Origin of the sequence: Mesorhizobium sp. 1B3, assembly GCF_050958605.1 — a bacterium.
Taxonomy (GTDB): domain Bacteria; phylum Pseudomonadota; class Alphaproteobacteria; order Rhizobiales; family Rhizobiaceae.
On the sequence record NZ_JBJHDO010000001.1, the window covers coordinates 510,461 to 528,376 of the forward strand.

Below are 17,916 nucleotides of genomic sequence, written 5' to 3' on the forward strand. Positions count from 1 at the left end.
CACCGCGAGTATGTTGTGGTTATCACCAACCTCGGGAATGCTTCAATGTCGAACAACATCATCCTCCTCGTCGGCCGTGTGCTCTTGTCGTTCATGTTCATCATGTCCGGGCTGCAGAAGTTCGGAGGCATAGAGGGCACAGCCGGCTACATCACCTCTGTTGGACTACCGGCAGGAACGGCGCTGGCTTGGCTGGCTGCGATCTTCGAGACGCTGGTGGGGCTTGCGATCCTGGTCGGTTTCCAAACCAAGGCGGCGGCGCTGCTGCTCGCCGCTTTCGCGGCCTTCACCGCCTTCGCTTTCCACTACGCGCCGGCCGACCAGATGCAGATGATCAACTTCATGAAGAACCTGACCATCGCGGGCGGTCTTCTGGTGCTCTTCGTTGCAGGTCCGGGCGCGCTCTCCGTCGACGCACGACGCGGTGGTGCGGCCTACGCCTGATTGAGCTGACGGTCACGCGACGAGCCCGGGCTGCGAGCCTCGGGCTCTTTTGATTTCTGTTTTGGGCAGTGAGGTCAGACGGCCGCCGCGACTTTTTCGGCGACCTCGGCGATGACGTCTTCATCGGCTGCGTCGCGTGGTTTCCGCGAAGCGACAAGGCAAGCCTGCGATTCCAGGATCACGCCGTCCGACAGGATTTTCAGGTGATTGGCGCGCAGGGTCGAGCCAGTCGTGGTGATGTCGACGATCACGTCGGCCGAGCCGGTGGCCGGGGCGCCCTCCGTCGCCCCGAGGCTCTCGACGATACGGTAGACCTGGATGCCGTGCTTGTGGGAGAAGAACTGCTGAGTAAGGCGCCAATATTTGGTGGCGATCCTCAGTCGCCGTCCGTGACGCAGGCGGAAGTCGGCGGCGACGTCGTCGAGATCGGTCATGGTGTCGACATCGAACCAGACTTCCGGCACGGCCACCACGACATCGGCTCTGCCGAAGCCGAGCCGGGCGGCAATGCACGTGCGCACCTCCCAGTCGGCAATGGTTTCTCGCAGCAGATCCTCACCGGTGATGCCGAGGTCGACAGCTCCTTGCCCAAGCTCGCCAGCGATCTCGGAGGCGGACAGGAAAGCCACGTCGATGTCGGGTCGCCCAGCGATCCTGGCGCGATACTTGCGATCGTCGCCGGGCAGTTCGACCGGCAGTCCTGCCTTGGCAAGAAGTTCGAGCGCCTGCTCCTTGAGCCGGCCCTTGGACGGCAGCGCAAGCGTTATGCTCATCGGACAGTCTCCCGCAGAGCGCCGATCCGGTCGAGCCAGACGGAGAAGCCCACTCCGGGGATCGGCGCCTGCGCGCCGAGCAGCGTGAGCAGCCGGTCGTAGCGGCCGCCGCCGGCCAACACGCGCTCTCCACCGCTTGCCGAAATCTCGAAGACCAGTCCCGTGTAGTAGTCGAGAGGGCGGCCGAAAGCGGCGTCATAGGTGACCATCCCGGCGGGCAGGCCGTAACCGGCGATCGCCTCGGCTCGGGAGGCGAAGTTTTGGAGGGCACCGCCTAGGGACAGGCCTGCGGCTGCCGAAAATTTCTCCAGCGCATCCGTTGCGCCCTCGAGCGGAACCTTGATCGACAGAAAATCCTTCAGCGCTTCGAACGCCTCGCGCGAGAGGCGTACGCTTCTGAGTTCCGCCTTCTCCATCAAACGGCGGGCAATCTCGGCGGGAGTGCGGCTGGCCGAGGCGGAAAAACCGGCTGCCGCCATATTCGATTCGACATGGGCCGCAAGCTTTTCGTGATCGCCTTCCGCTACGATTGCCGCGACGGCGGCGGGTAGGGTGCCGTTGCGCGTGGGATTGGCAAGATCCGCAAGGGCGGCCTCCAGCATGGTGGCCGAGCCGAAAGCGCGGGCCAGCCGCATGCGCCAGCCGCGCGGCAGGCCAAGGGCAGCCAGAACCGCCTCGAAGGTCGTCTGGTCGCCGAGCACGATCGACAAGGCTTGGCCTGGCAGCACGCGGCTCAGCAGCGCATGGGCATCCGACACGGAGCGCGCGTCGGCGGCGGCCGTGTCGGTGTCGCCGAGATCCTCGATGCCGGCCTGCACGAATTCGTTGCCGCCCTCACGGCGCTGTCGGAAAACCTCGCCGAGATAGGAATAGCGGCGTGGCGTGCCGGCTTGGCTGGCGATGTGGTCGAGGCAAACCGGGATCGTGAATTCAGGCCGCAGGCAAAGCGTTGCGCCGGTCTCGCTTTCGGTCAGGAAGATGCGTCGGCGCAGGTCCTCGCCGGCCATATCGAGGAAAGGATCGGCGGGCTGGATGATCGGCACATCGACAGCATCCGTTCCGCGCTCCGCAAAAAGCGCGAGGATGTCCGACGCGAAAGCATAGCGCGGCTTCATGAGTTGGCGGGCCAGAGGGGGCTGCTCATGCCCGCGAGCCTTCCCGCTCCTCGGCCTGGGCCGCGAGAATCTTCTGCACCGCGCTCACCAGCTCGTTCTCCGGCACGGTGATCTGCGCGGGGCGGCTTTCGCGCCACTCCTTGTTGTCGGTGATCTCTTCCGACAGCCGCGCGCCCTCGACGAGGTCCTTGATCTGCACGGTTCCGGCGGCGCGCTCGTCGCCGCCCTGGATGACCACGCAGGGCGCGCCGCGGCGATCGGCATATTTCATCTGTGCCTTCATGCCGGCCCCGCCGAGATAGAGCTCGGCGCGGATCTTCTCGCTGCGCAGCGCCGTGACCATTTTCTGGTATCGGCCGAGACTGTCCGTATCCTTGTCCATAACCAGCACGACGACCGGCGCGACCACCTCGGAAGTGTCGAGCTTTCCGAGATTCTTCAGCGCCGTCATCAGCCGCGAGACACCGATCGAGAAACCGGTGGCCGGCACGGGCTCGCCGCGGAAGCGCGAGACGAGCCCGTCGTAACGTCCCCCGCCGCCGACTGACCCGAAGCGAACGATCTGGCCGTCCTCGTTCGGGATTTCCGCGAGGAGCTCAGCCTCCAGCACGGGGCCCGTATAATATTCGAGGCCGCGAACGACGGAGGGATCGATCTTGACCCGATCGGGGCCGTAACCTGCAGCATCGCAAAGCAGGGCGATCTGTTCGAGCTCACCCAGGCCGGCCTCGCATTGCGGGAAATCGCCGAGCGCGCGCTTCAGATTGCCGACGGTCGCCTGGTTGCTCGTGCTCGCATCGACGACAGCAGTGACGAAAGAGACGACGCGGTCGATCTGTTCTGCGGCAAGGCCTGCACCCTTGGTGAAGTCGCCGCTCTCGTCGAGACGGCCCGCGCCCAGCAGCTCCTCGACGCCTGCGACGCCGAATTTGTCCAGCTTGTCTATCGCCCGCAGCACGGTCAGCCGGCGTCCGGCGTTCTCGTCGCCGCCGAGACCGATCGCCTCCAGCAAGCCATCGAGCACCTTGCGGTTGTTGACGCGTATCACGTAGTCGCCGCGCCCGATGCCGAGCGCCTCCATGACGTCCGCCATCATCATCGCCATCTCGGCGTCGGCGGCCACCCCCGGTGTGCCGACCGTGTCGGCGTCGAACTGCATGAATTGGCGGAAGCGGCCGGGGCCCGGCTTCTCGTTGCGGAACACCCAGCCCGAGCGGTAGCTGCGATAGGGCTTGGGCAGGCGCTCGAAATTCTCGGCCACGAAGCGAGCCATCGGCGCGGTGAGATCGTAGCGCAGCGACAGCCACTGTTCGTCGTCATCCTGGAAGGAGAACACGCCCTCGTTCGGCCGGTCCTGATCGGGAAGGAACTTGCCCAGCGCGTCGGTATATTCGATCAGCGGCTGATCGGCCGGCTCGAACCCGTAGAGCTCGTAGACTTCCCGGATCGTCGCCATCATCTTCTCGACGGCGCGGATGTCTTCCGGGAACCGGTCGACGAAACCGCGCGGCAACCGCGCCTTCATTTTTTCCGATCTGTCGGCCATTGTCGCTTGCTTGAATTCCAATGTGGTTGTGCGGCATAGGGTCAATTTGACCTCATGTGCGGCGCGCGTGTCCTAACCGATGCAGGACGGGGCGGCAAGGGCGTGGCGCTGCCTAGTTCCCGCCGAGCAGCGACCTTGCCGTCGGCGTCAGCCTGAAATGTTCAGGTTCTCGCGAGCGGAAGGGTGCGATCCTCTCCTCGGTCGCCCGCCAGCCGGCATCGGCGGCGATAGCCCGTCGGTGGCAGTCGAGATCGGAGCGCTGCTGAAACAGTTGGACTGTCACGAGGACGTGTTCTCCTTGCCGGACAGGCAAGCGAGGGAAATCGTTCTCGGCATGCTCGGAGACGAAGCATGCCGCGGCCGGTGCACCCAGGGCCTTCAGCAGCGGCATGATTTCAGCACGGAATATCGAGGAGAAATCCGTTGCGCTTTCAGGGCGGAGGTGGTGGACGGAAAGCAGGGCCACGCCATTGTCGCGGCGCTGCTCCATCGCGGCTTCCCGCGGAGCGCGCGTCAGGCCGCCGAGATCGAAACCGGAACTCGTAAAAGCCGGCTTCAGCAAAAGCACATTGTCGGAATCGATCATCGTGGCATTGGCTGCGTCCTTGTGGGCCGCCCAGACCGGCCCGCCATAGAAATTGGCGAGCGCCGTCCTGCGCGCGGCCATGCTCTCGAACCCGCGGAACCAGACGAAGCGATCCTCGCGATCGAGATCGCGGAATTGGCCGATCACCTTGATGCCGGTTCCTTCCTGTCCTTCGACGAAATACCGGTCGAAAAGGGCGATCAAAGTCTCCCGTGCGCCCGGGTGGAGCGTGTATTCGCGCAGTTCGATAATGGGGCAGCATGCCTCAGGGCCGGTTCCAGAACACATATCTCTCCTCCAAACAAACCGATTATCCTGTTTTTAATAACAGACGGGTTGTCCGGTTTTGTCAATTTGTTATCTCTGCCTGGAGAGGAGAGGAAAAAATGCCGAGAGAAGGACGCATCCGCACCAACGACCCACAAGGCACGCGCCGCAAGGTGCTCGACGCAGCCGCCGAAGCCTTCCAGACGAAGGGATACCACGCGACCAGCATTGGCGACTTGGTCGAGGCTGCCGGCATCTCGGGCGGCGCCCTGCACCATCACTTCGCAACCAAAAAGGCGATCGGGCTCGCGGTGATCTCGGAACGGGTCTCGGAGGCTGTCGAGGAAACCTGGATCAAACCGATCTGGGAGGCCGGGTCCGCGCGCCAGGGCGTTCGGAGCGTGTTCATGGCCATCGCCGACGAACTCGACCGGCAGGGTTTCGTGCGAGGCTGCCCGCTCAACAATCTCGCCCATGAGCTGTCGCTCGCCGATCCCGATTTCCGTGCCGCGATCTCGCTCTTGTTCGGACGCTGGCGAAACGCGGTGGCGGACAAGATGCGCGCCGACCAGCAGGCGGGCATTGAAGAACGAACCGATCCCGAGCGGTTCGCCAGCCTGGTCATCGCTACTTATTCAGGAGCAATGGCGATGGCCAAGGCCGACCAGGACGCAACCATTTTGAGGGTGTGCTGTCGGTCGGATTGGAACTGAACGCAGTACTATGAAGGCTCCGCGACGACACAGACGCCCTTCCCGGCGCCGATAACGGTGAAGGCTTTGCGCAGCACGCGAAACCCGTTGCTCTCGAGATTGGCGGTGAGTTTCGCGGCAATCGGCTCGGCCTGAGTGGGAGAGGGCGGGTCGAAAAAAAGATAGAACAAGCCGGACGGCTCGAGCAGCCGTCGCACGGCAGCCAGTTCCCTGGCCGGATCCATCCAGAAGACGTTGACCCGCACCGCGACGATCTTGTCGAAAAGCCGGCCCTTGAAGTCCGCGGCCGACAGCTCCGCCTGGCGGATGACGGCCTTGCCGGAAGCAATGTGGGGGGCGTTTCGTTTGGTCGCGGCCGCCACCATTTTATCGGACCGGTCAAGCGCGGTGATCGTTCCGGAGGTCAGCCGGTCGGCGAGCAGAGAAAGCAGTACGCCATGGCCGCAACCGATCTCGAGGATCCGGTCGGCGGGACCGGGCGCGACAACTTCGGCGGCCCAGGAAAGCCTGTCGGGAACTTTGTCGGCCATGAGATGCCCCCTTACGCGCGAGGGACAACCTACGCGACAAAGGGGTGAAAGGGAATTGCGAGCTGCGCCCCGAGGCCATGTGCGGCGCGACGGCGTCCGCAACAAAAAGGGCGCCGCGAGGGCGCCCTTTCCGTATCTTGAGATGGCTGGACTTAGAAGTCCATGCCACCCATTCCGCCCATGCCGCCGCCCGGCATTGCCGGAGCCGGAGCGTCCTTCTTCGGCGCTTCGGCGATCATGGCCTCGGTGGTGACCAGGAGACCGGCGACCGACGCGGCATCCTGCAGCGCGGTGCGGACGACCTTGACCGGGTCGACGATGCCGAGGGCGATCAGGTCGCCATACTCGCCCGTCTGGGCGTTGTAGCCGTAGGTGGCCGTCTTGTTCTCGAGGATCTTGCCGGCAACGATCGAAGCCTCGGCACCAGCGTTGGCAGCGATCTGACGGCACGGAGCCTGGAGGGCACGGCGCACGATATTCACGCCAGCCTGCTGGTCGGCGTTGACGCCGTTGGTCTTCAGGCCAGCCGAAGCGCGCAGCAGCGCGACGCCGCCGCCCGGAACGATGCCTTCCTCGACCGCCGCGCGGGTCGCGTTGAGGGCGTCGTCGACGCGGTCCTTCTTCTCCTTGACCTCGACTTCGGTCGCGCCGCCGACGCGGATGACGGCAACGCCGCCGGCCAGCTTCGCCAGACGCTCCTGGAGCTTCTCGCGGTCGTAGTCCGAGGTGGTCTCGTCGATCTGCTGCTTGATCTGCGCGACGCGGCCCTGGATCTCGGCCTTCTTGCCGGCGCCGTCGACGATGGTCGTGTTCTCCTTGGAGATCGACACCTTCTTGGCGCGGCCGAGCATGTTGAGGCCGACATTCTCAAGCTTGATGCCGAGGTCTTCGGAGATGACCTGGCCGCCGGTGAGGATGGCGATGTCCTCGAGCATGGCCTTGCGGCGGTCGCCGAAGCCCGGAGCCTTGACGGCGGCGATCTTCAGGCCGCCACGCAGCTTGTTGACGACGAGCGTGGCCAGAGCCTCGCCCTCGACGTCTTCCGAGATGATGAGCAGCGGCTTCGAGGTCTGCACGACGGACTCGAGGACCGGGAGCATGGCCTGCAGGTTGGAGAGCTTCTTCTCGTGGAGAAGGATGTAGGCATCCTCCAGCTCGGCAACCATCTTGTCCGGGTTGGTGACGAAATACGGGCTGAGATAGCCACGATCGAACTGCATGCCTTCGACGACTTCGAGCTCGGTCTCGGCGGTCTTTGCTTCCTCGACCGTGATGACGCCCTCGTTGCCGACCTTCTGCATGGCCTCGGCGATCATCTTGCCGATCGCGTCTTCGCCGTTGGCCGAAATCGTGCCGACCTGGGCGACTTCCTCGGAGGTCTTGATCTTCTTGGCCTTCTTGACGAGGTCAGCGACCACGTCGGCGACGGCGAGATCGATGCCACGCTTCAGGTCCATCGGGTTCATGCCGGCGGCGACGGCCTTCGCGCCTTCCTGGACGATGGCTTGGGCCAGGACGGTCGCGGTCGTGGTGCCGTCACCGGCGATGTCGTTGGTCTTCGAAGCGACTTCGCGGACCATCTGCGCGCCCATGTTCTCGAACTTGTCTTCCAGTTCGATCTCCTTGGCGACGGTGACGCCGTCCTTGGTGATGCGCGGGGCGCCGAACGACTTGTCGATGACGACGTTGCGGCCTTTCGGACCGAGCGTGACCTTCACCGCGTCGGCGAGGATGTTTACGCCGCGAAGCATCTTCTCGCGGGCATCACGGGAGAATTTTACGTCTTTTGCAGCCATGTTTTAAGCTCCTGGGCTCTTCGCCCGAAAATCTAGGATTGATGGTGCGGATGGATATCGGCGATCAGCCGATGATGCCCATGATGTCGGATTCCTTCATGATCAGAAGGTCTTCGCCATTGAGCTTCACTTCGGTGCCCGACCACTTGCCGAACAGGACGCGATCGCCGGCCTTGACGTCCAGCGGGACGAGCTTGCCGCTCTCGTCGCGCGCGCCGGAACCGACTGCGATGATCTCGCCTTCCTGCGGCTTCTCCTTGGCGGTGTCGGGGATGATGATGCCGCCTTTCGTCTTTTCCTCGGATTCAACCCGGCGGACGACCACTCGGTCATGAAGCGGGCGGAACTTCGACTTTGCCATCTTTGAAAATCCTCGATCGGATGTTTAGAAGAAAGGGTTCCTCCGTCCGGCAGACCGGACAACGATTAGCACTCGCTGTCGTGGAGTGCTAATCGCGGCGCTGAGATAGGCCCTGGCATTTGGAGAGTCAAGACGAAGAGAACGCCGGTAGGACAGCGATGTTGATTTTTGGTTTCCGGCCCTCCTTCGAGCATGATTGACGCATCGGCCCGGGCGGGCGCCGACCGGATACTGATCGTCGGATGTAGCCGTCAAAGCGCCGTTTGCTGTTTCCCGCAATGTTGGCCTTGCTCTCGTCGGGTCGATAAACCGACCGATCATGGTGGGCCTTGGCGGCTTCTCTCCTAAGGCAAGTCACTCGCGAGAACGTGCCCTTGTTTAATGAGCATGCTCATAATATATCCCGCTCATGATTTTGGACGGCACGGAGAGATTGGGCTTTCTTCTTCACGACGCGGCGCGCCTGATGCGCAAGCGCTTCGAGACGCGCGCCTCCGGCTACGGCCTTTCGGCGGCGCAGTGGCGGTTGCTCGTGCGCCTTGTGAAGGACGAGGGTGTGGCGCAGGCGCGGCTGGCCGAGCTTCTGGAAATCGAGCCGATCAGCGTCTCGCGCCTGCTCGATCGAATGGAGGAGGGGGGCTGGATCGAACGCCGGCAGGACGCAAACGATCGCCGCGTGCGTATGATTTTCCCGACCGCCAAGAGCCGGGATGCCTTTGCGGAGGTCAAGAGCATGGCGGGCGAGGTTTACGAGGAAGCGCTGGCCGGTCTGCCAGCACCGATTCGCAGGGCGACGATCGAGGGACTGACCGCGATCGTGAACAATCTCTCCGAGGCCGATACGCCGGCCTGCGGAGGGGGTGGGGTTTCGAAGGATAAAGTAGCATGAGCGCGGTGGAAAAAACCAACGGGGCGGACCCCGAGTCGAAGACACAGGCATCGCCTGCCGTGACGACGCTGCAAGTGGTGCAACCAGCACCCAAAAAGAAGCGCAAGGCAGGCCGCATGGTTCTCATGGCGCTTCTGCCGGTCATTCTGGCGGCGGGCGGTGCTTATGTCTGGGTGACCGGCGGGCGCTATCAGGAAACCGAAAACGCCAATCTGCGCCAGGCCAAGGTGTCGATCGCGTCAGAGGCGGCGGGTCGCATCATCGAGGTCAAGGTCGCCGACAACCAGATAGTCAAGGCGGGGGACGTGCTTTTCGTGGTCGATTCCGAGCCCTATCGCATTGCGCTCGCCGAGGCCGACGCCTCGCTCGCCGCGGCCCGGCTTCAGGTCGAGCAGTTGCGCGCCGCGTACAGTCAGGCCGTGGCTCAGGAGCGGGTCGCCGCCGGTGAACTCGACTATGCGAAGGCGCAGTACGACCGGGCGACCGAGCTTGCCGGCAAGGGCATCAGCGCGAAGTCGTCCCTCGACGTCGCGCAACGCGACCTCGACAAGGCCGAGGAGGAACATAGCGCCGCTCTTCAGGGCATCGCCAGCGCGCGCGCGGCGATGGGCGGCGATCCCGATATGGCGACGGACAAGCATCCCACGGTGCTTTCGGCGCTCGCGGCGCGCGACAAAGCGGCCTACGAGCTTGACCAGACCACGGTGCGGGCCCCCGCGAATGGCATGGTTTCGCAGGCTTCGTCTTTCAAGCTCGGCCAGTTTGTCGCCACCGGCACGCCGCTCTTCAGCCTGGTCGAGACGGGCGACACCTGGGTGGAAGCCAATTTCAAGGAAACCCAGCTTACGAATATGAAACCGGGCCAGAAGGCCGAGGTCGTCCTCGACACCTATCCCGGGCATCGTTTCGAGGCGACAGTCGAGGCGATCGGCGCCGGCACTGGGGCTGAATTCTCGCTCCTGCCGGCCCAGAACGCCACCGGCAACTGGGTCAAGGTCACGCAGCGCATCCCGGTGCGGCTGAAGCTCGACGGCGGGGCCGCCGAACTGGCGCTGCGCACGGGCATGAGCGCCACCGTGGAGGTCGATACCGGGGTCAGCCGAGGCTTCGCTAACCTGTTCAGTTCGGCCATCGCCGCAGAGTAAACTTGTAAGAGCCGCCATTCAGGACCAAAGCCGCAGGGCGGCACGATCGTCATGAGCCAGACTTCCGCTACTGCTGAAGAGTTCCCTCACCGTGGCCTGATCACGATCTCGATCATGCTGGCCACGGTGATGCAGGTGCTCGACACCACCATCGCCAATGTCGCGCTGCCCTCCATGGTCGGCGATCTCGGCGCGTCCCAGGATACGATCAACTGGGTATTGACGTCCTACATCGTGGCCGCGGCGATCATGACGCCGCTCACCGGCTGGCTGTCCGACCGGTTTGGCCGCAAGGAACTGTTTCTTGGCTCCGTGGTCGGCTTCACCGTGAGCTCGATGCTTTGCGGGATGTCGTGGAGCCTGGAGAGCATGGTCGCGTTCCGCCTGCTGCAGGGCGTCTTCGGGGCGGCCATCGTGCCGCTATCCCAAACCTTCCTGCTCGACATCAACCCGAAGGAGCGCCACGGCCAGGCCATGGCGATGTGGGGCGCGGGCATCATGGTCGGCCCGATCATCGGTCCGACATTGGGCGGCTGGCTCACCGAAAGCTTCAACTGGCGCTGGGTGTTCTTCATCAACCTGCCGATCGGCATCATCGCTTTTCTTGGCTCGGCCGCATACCTGCCGAGCATCGCAAGGCGCCTGCGCGGGTTCGACTTCTTCGGCTTTGCCATGCTGTCTCTGGGCGTCGGCGCGCTGCAATTGATGCTCGACCGCGGCGCCGAAGTCGATTGGTTCTCGGCGGCCGAAATCTGGATCGAGCTCGGCCTGTCGATCACCGGTTTCTGGGTTTTCATCATTCATCTGATGACGGCCGAGAACGCCTTTATCGATCCGAGGATCTTCACCGACCGGAACTTCGTCACCGGCCTGGTCTTCATCTTCGTGATCGGCGTCATCCTTCTGGCCAGTCTTGCGCTGCTGCCGCCCATGCTGTCGAACATCTTCGGCTATCCCACCATCACCACCGGCCTGGTCATGGCGCCGCGCGGCATCGGCACGATGATATCGATGATCCTGGTCGGCCGGCTGGTGCGTCTGGTCGACCCGCGCTATCTCGTCGTGACCGGCCTCATCCTTACCGCCTACTCCCTCTACGTGATGACCGGCTTCTCGCCTCAGATGGACAGCTATCTCATCATCGAAAGCGGCATCGTGCAGGGGCTGGGGCTCGGCCTCGTCTTCGTGCCCTTGTCGACGGTTGCCTTCGCCACGCTCGAGGCCCGCTTTCGTACCGACGCCACCGCGCTGTTCAGCCTCGTGCGCAATATCGGCTCGTCGATCGGTATTTCGATCGTCACGGTGCTCTTGACCCGGAACACGCAGGTCAACCACGAAGAACTGATTTCCGCGATCTCGCCATTCAATCCGCTTCTATGGGAAACCTCGCCGGCCGCCGCAGGTGGTGATCCCGCGGCCTTGTCTCAGCTCAACGGCCTAGTCACGCAGCAGGCGCTGATGATTTCCTACGTCGACGATTTCAAGCTGATGATGATCGTCACACTCTGCGCATTGCCTCTCGTGTTCCTCCTGCGCAGGCCGCGCACCCAGATCGCCTCGGGCGCGCCCGCCGCTCACATGGATTGATGCGCTTCACCGTTGCGCGTCGGTCGCCATTCTGACGGCCAGCCCGGCCAGGACGGTGCCCATCAGCCAACGCTGGACCACGGCCCACAAGGGGCGCCCTGTCAGGAAGACGGCGATAGAGCCCGCCGTGACGGCGATGATCGCGTTGACGGATACGCTGATCACTATCTGAGTCGCTCCGAGCGTCAGCAACTGCCCGAGGACGTTGCCGTTCTCGGGCGTGACGAACTGCGGCAGCAGGGAAAGATATATCACTGCGATCTTGGGGTTGAGGAGGTTGGTGAGAAAACCCATCAAGAACAATCGTCGCGGGCTGTCTTTGGGCAGATCCTTGACCTGGAAGGGCGAGCGTCCGCCTGGGCGGATCGCCTGCCAGGCGAGCCACAGCAGGTAGAGCGCGCCGGCAAGACGCAGTGCGTCGTAGGCATAGGGAACCGCGACCAGCAGCGCGGTGATGCCGAGCGCCGCTGAGAGGACATAGAACACGAAGCCCAGCGCCACGCCACCGAGCGAGATCAGCCCCGCCAGCCGCCCTTGCGAGATCGAGCGCGAAACGAGATAGATCATGTTCGGGCCTGGTGTCAGAACCATGCCCAGCGCGATGAGGGCGAAGGCGATCAGGTTGGGAATTTCAGGCATCGGATGTCCCCAGCGTCCGCCTCGATGGCACCTTCGCCGGTCGGCGCCAAAAAGGCACTCGATTATGAATGCGCCGGTAGTCTCCGACAAGGCTTGGAATTACTCGGGATCAGCCGACGATGGGAACGTTGTTTCCAAATCTGCGCCGTCAAGGGATCGTTAACCGGGATCGGCGCACGCATCGGATCGATAACCGCGGGCAGGACTGTTTCGATCTAAACCGGGAGCTGTCCAGGGAAGGCTGGTGACAGGGAGGGCGCGTTCGGATAATGCCGATGCGTGCCGGTCATCTCCGACCTACATTCTCGACAACGACCGACAGACGGACTGCATCAGCATGGCCTTCACGCCCCCCGCAATTAAATCCCTCGACGACCTGACCGATCGCTACGGCGTGATCCTATGCGACGTGTGGGGGGTGCTCCACAATGGCGTGCAGCCCTTCGCCAGGGCCGCGGCAGCTCTATCCCGAGCGCGGGAGAAGGGGCTCGCCGTCGTGTTGATCACCAACGCACCGCGCCCGAACACGAGCATTGTCGCCCAGCTCGCCGCGATCGGCGTGCCTGACGCGGCCTGGGACCGGATCGTCACCTCGGGCGACGCCACCCGCGACCTGATCGTGGAAGGGCCGCGCAAGATCTTCCATCTGGGTCCCGAACGCGATCTCGCCATTTATGACGGGCTGGAGGTGGAGATTGTTGAGGAGTTCGAAGCCGCGGGCGTGGTCTGCACGGGCCTGTTCGACGACGACACCGAAACTCCCGACGATTATGCCGATATGCTGCGTCGTTTCCGGGCCCGCAACCTCCCCCTCATCTGCGCCAACCCGGACATCGTGGTCGAAAAGGGCGACCGGCTGATCTGGTGCGCCGGGGCCTTGGCGCGCGACTACGCCCAACTCGGCGGCCGCACGCTGGTCGCCGGCAAGCCGCACGGGCCGATCTATGAGCTGGCGCTCAAGGAAGCGGCGCAGGTACTCGGCCGGCCGGTCGAGCGGAGCGAGGTGCTGGCGATAGGTGACGGTGTCCTGACCGACGTGAAGGGCGGCGAGAGCAACGGCCTCGACGTGCTTTTCGTTTCGGCCGGCATCCATGTGCGCGACTATGGCGACCCCGATGCGCCCGACGCCGAGTTGCTGGCGGCGTTCCTCGACAAGCATGGCCATCGGCCGGCCGCCTATATCCCTAAACTGCGTTAGGTCTGATCCGTGCAGCGGTCCGGTTTCAAACGCATCGCCGATCCTTTTCAGCTTCCCGCGCCGCTCCGTGGCGGGGTGGTGGCGATCGGCAATTTCGACGGTGTCCATCGCGGCCACCAGGCCGTTCTGGGCAAGGCGCTTGCCGAAGCCCAGCGCCGTGCCGTTCCGGCGCTCGTGCTGACTTTCGACCCGCATCCGCGCACCGTCTTCCGCCCCGACGTGCCCCTGTTCATCCTCACGCCGCCGCCGGTCAAGGCGCAACTGGTCGCCGAGCTTGGCTTCGACGCGATGGTCGAGCAGCGCTTCACGCGCGACTTCGCCTCGAATTCCGCCGAGGACTTCGTGATCGGCGTGCTCGATCGCGGTCTCGGGATCAGTCATGTCGTCACGGGGTTCGATTTCCATTTCGGCAAAGACCGACAAGGCGGCCCGGCCTTCCTGATGGCCTCCGGCGAGAAGCATGGTTTCGGCGTCACGCTGGTCGACGCTTTCCGCGACGAAGGCGCCGAGGTCATCTCGTCAAGCCGCATCCGCCAATTGCTGACCGAAGGCGAAGTCGTGCAAGCGGCTGGTTTGCTTGGCTATCGCTATACGGTCGAAGCCCAGGTGACCGGGGGCAAGCGGCTTGGGCGAACGCTCGGTTTCCCCACGGCGAACATGATGCTTTCGCCCAGCGTGACCTTGAAGCACGGCATCTATGCGGTGCGTTTTCGGAAGGCTGACGGCACGTTGTTCGACGGGGTGGCCAGTTTCGGGCGGCGGCCGACGGTCGACGAAAACGGCGCGCCGCTGCTCGAGACCTATGTGTTCGACTTTTCCGGCGACCTTTATGGTGAGACCTGCGCCGTCTCCTTCTTCGGCTATCTCCGCGGCGAGGAGAAATTCGATGGCCTCGACGCGCTGGTTGCCCAGATGAAACGCGACGAAGCCGAAGCGCGCGCCATGCTCGCGGGCGTCAGGCCTCTGTCCGCGCTCGACTTGACGGTCGCCTTTCCCTGAAAGCGACATTTCCTGCTTTCTTGCTCTGATCCGGGCAACGGCGCAAAACCGGGCTTTCCAACACGTCCCGGCTCCGCTAAATAGCCGGTCATGACCATGCGCGCGTCCTTCGCGATACGAATTACCAGCCCGGTGTTCCGGGCGGCCTGAAGCCGCCGGAACCGCCGGGATTTCCGCGCGCCCTCTCGCGCTTGCTCCAAATTATGTTAGTTGGACGCCCGAGGCTTTTGGCCGCCGGGCAACGCATATGGCAGAACCATGACCGATACCGCCGAGAAGATCGACTATTCGAAGACACTTTATTTGCCGCAGACGGATTTTCCGATGCGCGCCGGGCTGCCTGAGAAGGAGCCTGCCATCGTCAAGCGCTGGCAGGAGATGGATCTCTATCGCAGGCTGCGCGAGGATGCCGCCGGCCGTGAGAAATTCGTTCTCCACGATGGACCGCCTTACGCCAACGGCAACATCCATATCGGCCATGCCCTCAACAAGGTTCTGAAGGACATCATCACGCGTTCCTTCCAGATGCGCGGCTACGATTCGAACTATGTACCGGGTTGGGACTGCCATGGCCTGCCGATCGAATGGAAGATCGAGGAGCAGTACCGGGCCAAGGGCAAGAACAAGGACGAGGTCCCGGTCAACGAATTTCGCCGCGAATGCCGCGATTTCGCCACTCATTGGATCAAGGTCCAGACGGAGGAGTTCCAGCGATTGGGCGTGGTGGGGGACTTCAAGAATCCCTACACGACCATGGCCTTCCATGCCGAGGCGCGCATTGCGGGCGAACTCTTGAAATTCTCCATGTCCGGCCAGCTCTATCGCGGCTCCAAGCCCGTGATGTGGAGCGTGGTCGAGCGTACCGCGCTGGCCGAGGCCGAGGTGGAGTATCAGGACTACGAATCCGACACGATCTGGGCGAAGTTCCCGGTCTTGTCCACGGTATCGGGTGCCGCGCCCGGCAAGGATTTGCTTGGCGCTGCGGTCGTCATCTGGACGACCACGCCTTGGACGATCCCCGGCAACCGGGCGGTCAGCTATTCGCCTCGGGTCGAATATGGCCTCTACGAGGTAACCGCGGCCGAGAACGACTTCGGCCCGCGTCCGGGCGAGAAGCTGATCTTCGCCGATGCCCTGGCGGAAGAATCCTTCGCCAAGGCGAAGCTGCAATATCGACGTCTGCGCGCGCTTCCGGCCGAGGAGCTCGGTTCACTGACACTTTCCCATCCCCTCAAGGGCTTGGGCGGCGGCTACGGTTTCGTCGTTCCCATGCTGGCGGGCGATCATGTGACCGATGACGCGGGCACGGGCTTCGTGCATACGGCTCCCGGTCACGGCCGCGAGGACTTCGACGCCTGGATGGACGCGGCCCGTGATCTCGATGCGCGCGGCATCGACACACGCCTGCCCTTCACGGTCGACGATGCCGGCTTCTTCACCGATGACGCACCGGGCTTCGGACCGGATCGTGAAGGTGGGGCGGCTCGCGTGCTCGACGACAACGGCAAGAAAGGCAATGCCAACCAGGCCGTGATCGACGAACTGATCAAGCACGACATGCTTTTCGCGCGCGGCCGGCTGAAGCACTCCTATCCGCATTCCTGGCGCTCCAAGAAGCCGGTGATCTTCCGCAACACGCCGCAATGGTTCGTCTATATGGACAAGGACCTCGGCGGGTTCGGACTGGAGGACGGCGTCGCTCCGCCCGCGGGAAAGGACACCCTGCGCAATCGCGCGCTCGCTGCGATCGACGCGACGCGCTTCGTGCCGCCGGGCGGTCAGACCAGGCTGCGTTCCATGATCGAGGAGAGGCCGGACTGGGTCTTGTCACGCCAGCGCGCCTGGGGCGTCCCGATCGCCATCTTCGCCGATGAAAAGGGCGAGGTGCTCAGGGACCCCGAGGTCAATGCCCGCATCGTCGCAGCCTTCGAGGAGGAGGGAGCCGACGCCTGGTTCGCCGAGGGCGCGCGAGAGCGGTTCCTGGGTTCGCGGGCCAACGAGCCTTGGGCACAGGTCATGGATATCCTCGACGTCTGGTTCGATTCCGGTTCGACCCACACATTCACGCTGGAGGACCGGCCGGATCTCAAATGGCCCGCCGATGTCTATCTCGAGGGTTCCGACCAGCATCGCGGCTGGTTCCATTCCTCGCTTCTGGAAAGTTCCGGCACGCGGGGCAGGGCGCCTTACAACGCGGTCGTCACCCATGGCTTCACCATGGACGAGGATGGCCGCAAGATGTCCAAGTCGCTCGGCAATACGGTCGTCCCGCAGGACGTCATCAAGCAGTCGGGCGCCGACATTCTGCGGCTCTGGGTGGCTACGACCGATTATTGGGAAGACCAGCGCCTCGGAAAGAACGTGCTGCAGACCAATGTCGATGCCTATCGCAAGCTGCGCAACACGATTCGCTGGATGCTCGGCACGCTCGCCCACGATACAGGCGAGGCGGTCGCGCTGGACCAGATGCCGGAGCTGGAACGGCTGATGCTGCATCGCCTGTCGGAACTGGACGAGGTGGTGCGCTCGGGTTACGACGCCTTCGATTTCAAGCGGGTCGCAAAAGCCTTGCTCGACTTCATGGTCGTCGATCTCTCGGCCTTCTATTTCGACATCCGCAAGGACGCGCTCTACTGCGATGCGCCTTCGAGCGTCAGGCGCAAGGCGGCCGTCGCGGTGGTCAGGCACCTGTTCGACAATCTGACGACCTGGCTTGCGCCGATGCTGCCCTTCACGACCGAGGAAGCCTGGCTCGACCGCTATCCCGGTTCAGAATCGGTGCATCTGGAACAGTTCCGTCTCGTACCGGCGGAATGGCGCAACGAGGCGCTTGCGGAGAAGTGGCGCAAGATCCGGCAGGTTCGCCGTGTCGTCACCGGGGCGCTGGAGATCGAGCGGGCGAAGAAGACGATCGGCTCCTCGCTCGAGGCGGCGCCGACTGTTCACGTCACGGATTCCGAACTGCTGGCGGCGCTGGAAGATGTCGACCTCGCCGAGATCAGCATCACCAGCGCCATTTCGGTCACCGGTTCCCCGCCCGTGGGTGAGGCCTTCACGCTGGACGAGGTGAAGGGAGTGGCCGTGGTGCCCGGGCTTGCTTCGGGGCGCAAATGCGCGCGTTCCTGGCGCTTCACCGACGATGTCGGCACCGACCCGGAATTTCCGGACGTCTCGTCGCGCGACGCCGGTGCTTTGCGGGAACTGAGGGCGCTGGGTCGCCTCTGAGTACTCCCGGTCGTTGCGCCCCGGCGCGGCATGCGATAAAAGCCGCGCCGGACGTGACGCCACGTTGTCGCCGGATTTGTCGGCCATACGTCGCTGAAACAAT

At 63.8% G+C, this 17,916-nt stretch carries 16 protein-coding genes; 8 read left to right on the plus strand and 8 right to left on the minus strand.

Annotated elements, in window-relative coordinates:
• The first annotated feature begins 21 nt into the window (after nt 1–21).
• The gene (locus ACCO56_RS02365; RefSeq protein WP_433638306.1) at nt 22–444 is read left to right on the plus strand and encodes a DoxX family protein; all 423 of its coding nucleotides are present in this window, start codon (nt 22–24) and stop codon (nt 442–444) included.
• 74 nt (nt 445–518) lie between these two features.
• Here the strand turns inward: ACCO56_RS02365 and hisG are convergent, their stop codons facing one another.
• From hisG to ACCO56_RS02385, 4 genes are all read right to left on the minus strand, one after another.
• Nucleotides 519–1,217: an ATP phosphoribosyltransferase gene (gene hisG / locus ACCO56_RS02370; protein WP_433637242.1), complete on the minus strand. Its 699-nt coding sequence runs from the start codon at nt 1,215–1,217 to the stop codon at nt 519–521.
• Complete coding sequence (locus ACCO56_RS02375; protein ID WP_433637245.1) at nt 1,214–2,332, minus strand: ATP phosphoribosyltransferase regulatory subunit; 1,119 nt, start codon at nt 2,330–2,332, stop codon at nt 1,214–1,216. Before ACCO56_RS02375 ends, hisG begins: the two co-directional genes overlap by 4 nt.
• Nucleotides 2,333–2,357: 25 nt before the next feature.
• Nucleotides 2,358–3,878 carry a histidine--tRNA ligase gene (hisS, locus tag ACCO56_RS02380; protein WP_433637248.1) on the minus strand — a complete coding sequence of 507 codons (1,521 nt, stop codon included), beginning with the start codon at nt 3,876–3,878 and terminating at the stop codon, nt 2,358–2,360.
• Nucleotides 3,879–3,990: 112 nt separating this feature from the next.
• Nucleotides 3,991–4,752: an NIPSNAP family protein gene (locus ACCO56_RS02385; RefSeq protein WP_433637250.1), complete on the minus strand. Its 762-nt coding sequence runs from the start codon at nt 4,750–4,752 to the stop codon at nt 3,991–3,993.
• A 98-nt stretch (nt 4,753–4,850) separates the two neighbouring features.
• Between ACCO56_RS02385 and ACCO56_RS02390 the strand changes: the two genes are divergently transcribed.
• Complete coding sequence (locus ACCO56_RS02390) at nt 4,851–5,444, plus strand: TetR/AcrR family transcriptional regulator (protein WP_433637252.1); 594 nt, start codon at nt 4,851–4,853, stop codon at nt 5,442–5,444.
• 8 nt (nt 5,445–5,452) lie between these two features.
• Here the strand turns inward: ACCO56_RS02390 and ACCO56_RS02395 are convergent, their stop codons facing one another.
• The 3 genes from ACCO56_RS02395 to groES all read right to left on the minus strand — a co-directional run bounded on the left by ACCO56_RS02395 (nt 5,453) and on the right by groES (nt 8,131).
• Nucleotides 5,453–5,974 (minus strand): class I SAM-dependent methyltransferase, encoded by a 522-nt coding sequence (locus ACCO56_RS02395; RefSeq protein WP_433637255.1) that lies wholly within the window; start codon nt 5,972–5,974, stop codon nt 5,453–5,455.
• A 152-nt stretch (nt 5,975–6,126) separates the two neighbouring features.
• Complete coding sequence (groL, locus tag ACCO56_RS02400) at nt 6,127–7,770, minus strand: chaperonin GroEL (protein ID WP_433637257.1); 1,644 nt, start codon at nt 7,768–7,770, stop codon at nt 6,127–6,129.
• Between the two features lie 64 nt (nt 7,771–7,834).
• Nucleotides 7,835–8,131, minus strand: a complete 297-nt coding sequence (gene groES, locus ACCO56_RS02405) for a co-chaperone GroES (protein WP_106772100.1) — start codon at nt 8,129–8,131, stop codon at nt 7,835–7,837.
• 409 nt (nt 8,132–8,540) lie between these two features.
• On the opposite strand from groES, the gene ACCO56_RS02410 reads away from it, so the two are divergent.
• From ACCO56_RS02410 to ACCO56_RS02420, 3 genes are read left to right on the plus strand one after another with little or no spacing between them, the layout of a single operon-like run.
• Nucleotides 8,541–9,020 (plus strand): MarR family winged helix-turn-helix transcriptional regulator, encoded by a 480-nt coding sequence (locus tag ACCO56_RS02410; RefSeq protein ID WP_433637260.1) that lies wholly within the window; start codon nt 8,541–8,543, stop codon nt 9,018–9,020.
• Complete coding sequence (locus tag ACCO56_RS02415) at nt 9,017–10,165, plus strand: HlyD family secretion protein (protein ID WP_433637262.1); 1,149 nt, start codon at nt 9,017–9,019, stop codon at nt 10,163–10,165. Before ACCO56_RS02410 ends, ACCO56_RS02415 begins: the two co-directional genes overlap by 4 nt.
• A 51-nt stretch (nt 10,166–10,216) precedes the next feature.
• Complete coding sequence (locus ACCO56_RS02420; protein WP_433637264.1) at nt 10,217–11,752, plus strand: DHA2 family efflux MFS transporter permease subunit; 1,536 nt, start codon at nt 10,217–10,219, stop codon at nt 11,750–11,752.
• Nucleotides 11,753–11,758: 6 nt separating this feature from the next.
• Here ACCO56_RS02420 and ACCO56_RS02425 read toward each other — a convergent pair whose 3' ends face one another.
• On the minus strand, nt 11,759–12,391 hold the full coding sequence (locus tag ACCO56_RS02425) for a LysE family translocator (RefSeq protein WP_433637266.1): 633 nt from the start codon (nt 12,389–12,391) through the stop codon (nt 11,759–11,761).
• 337 nt (nt 12,392–12,728) lie between these two features.
• Between ACCO56_RS02425 and ACCO56_RS02430 the strand changes: the two genes are divergently transcribed.
• The 3 genes from ACCO56_RS02430 (at nt 12,729) to ileS (ending at nt 17,813) form a co-directional block, all read left to right on the plus strand.
• Nucleotides 12,729–13,589, plus strand: a complete 861-nt coding sequence (locus tag ACCO56_RS02430) for a TIGR01459 family HAD-type hydrolase (protein ID WP_433638309.1) — start codon at nt 12,729–12,731, stop codon at nt 13,587–13,589.
• 9 nt (nt 13,590–13,598) lie between these two features.
• Nucleotides 13,599–14,588, plus strand: coding sequence for a bifunctional riboflavin kinase/FAD synthetase (locus ACCO56_RS02435; RefSeq protein WP_433637268.1), 990 nt, complete (start codon nt 13,599–13,601; stop codon nt 14,586–14,588).
• A gap of 258 nt (nt 14,589–14,846) precedes the next feature.
• Nucleotides 14,847–17,813, plus strand: coding sequence for an isoleucine--tRNA ligase (ileS, locus tag ACCO56_RS02440; protein WP_433637270.1), 2,967 nt, complete (start codon nt 14,847–14,849; stop codon nt 17,811–17,813).
• Nucleotides 17,814–17,916: the final 103 nt, after the last annotated feature.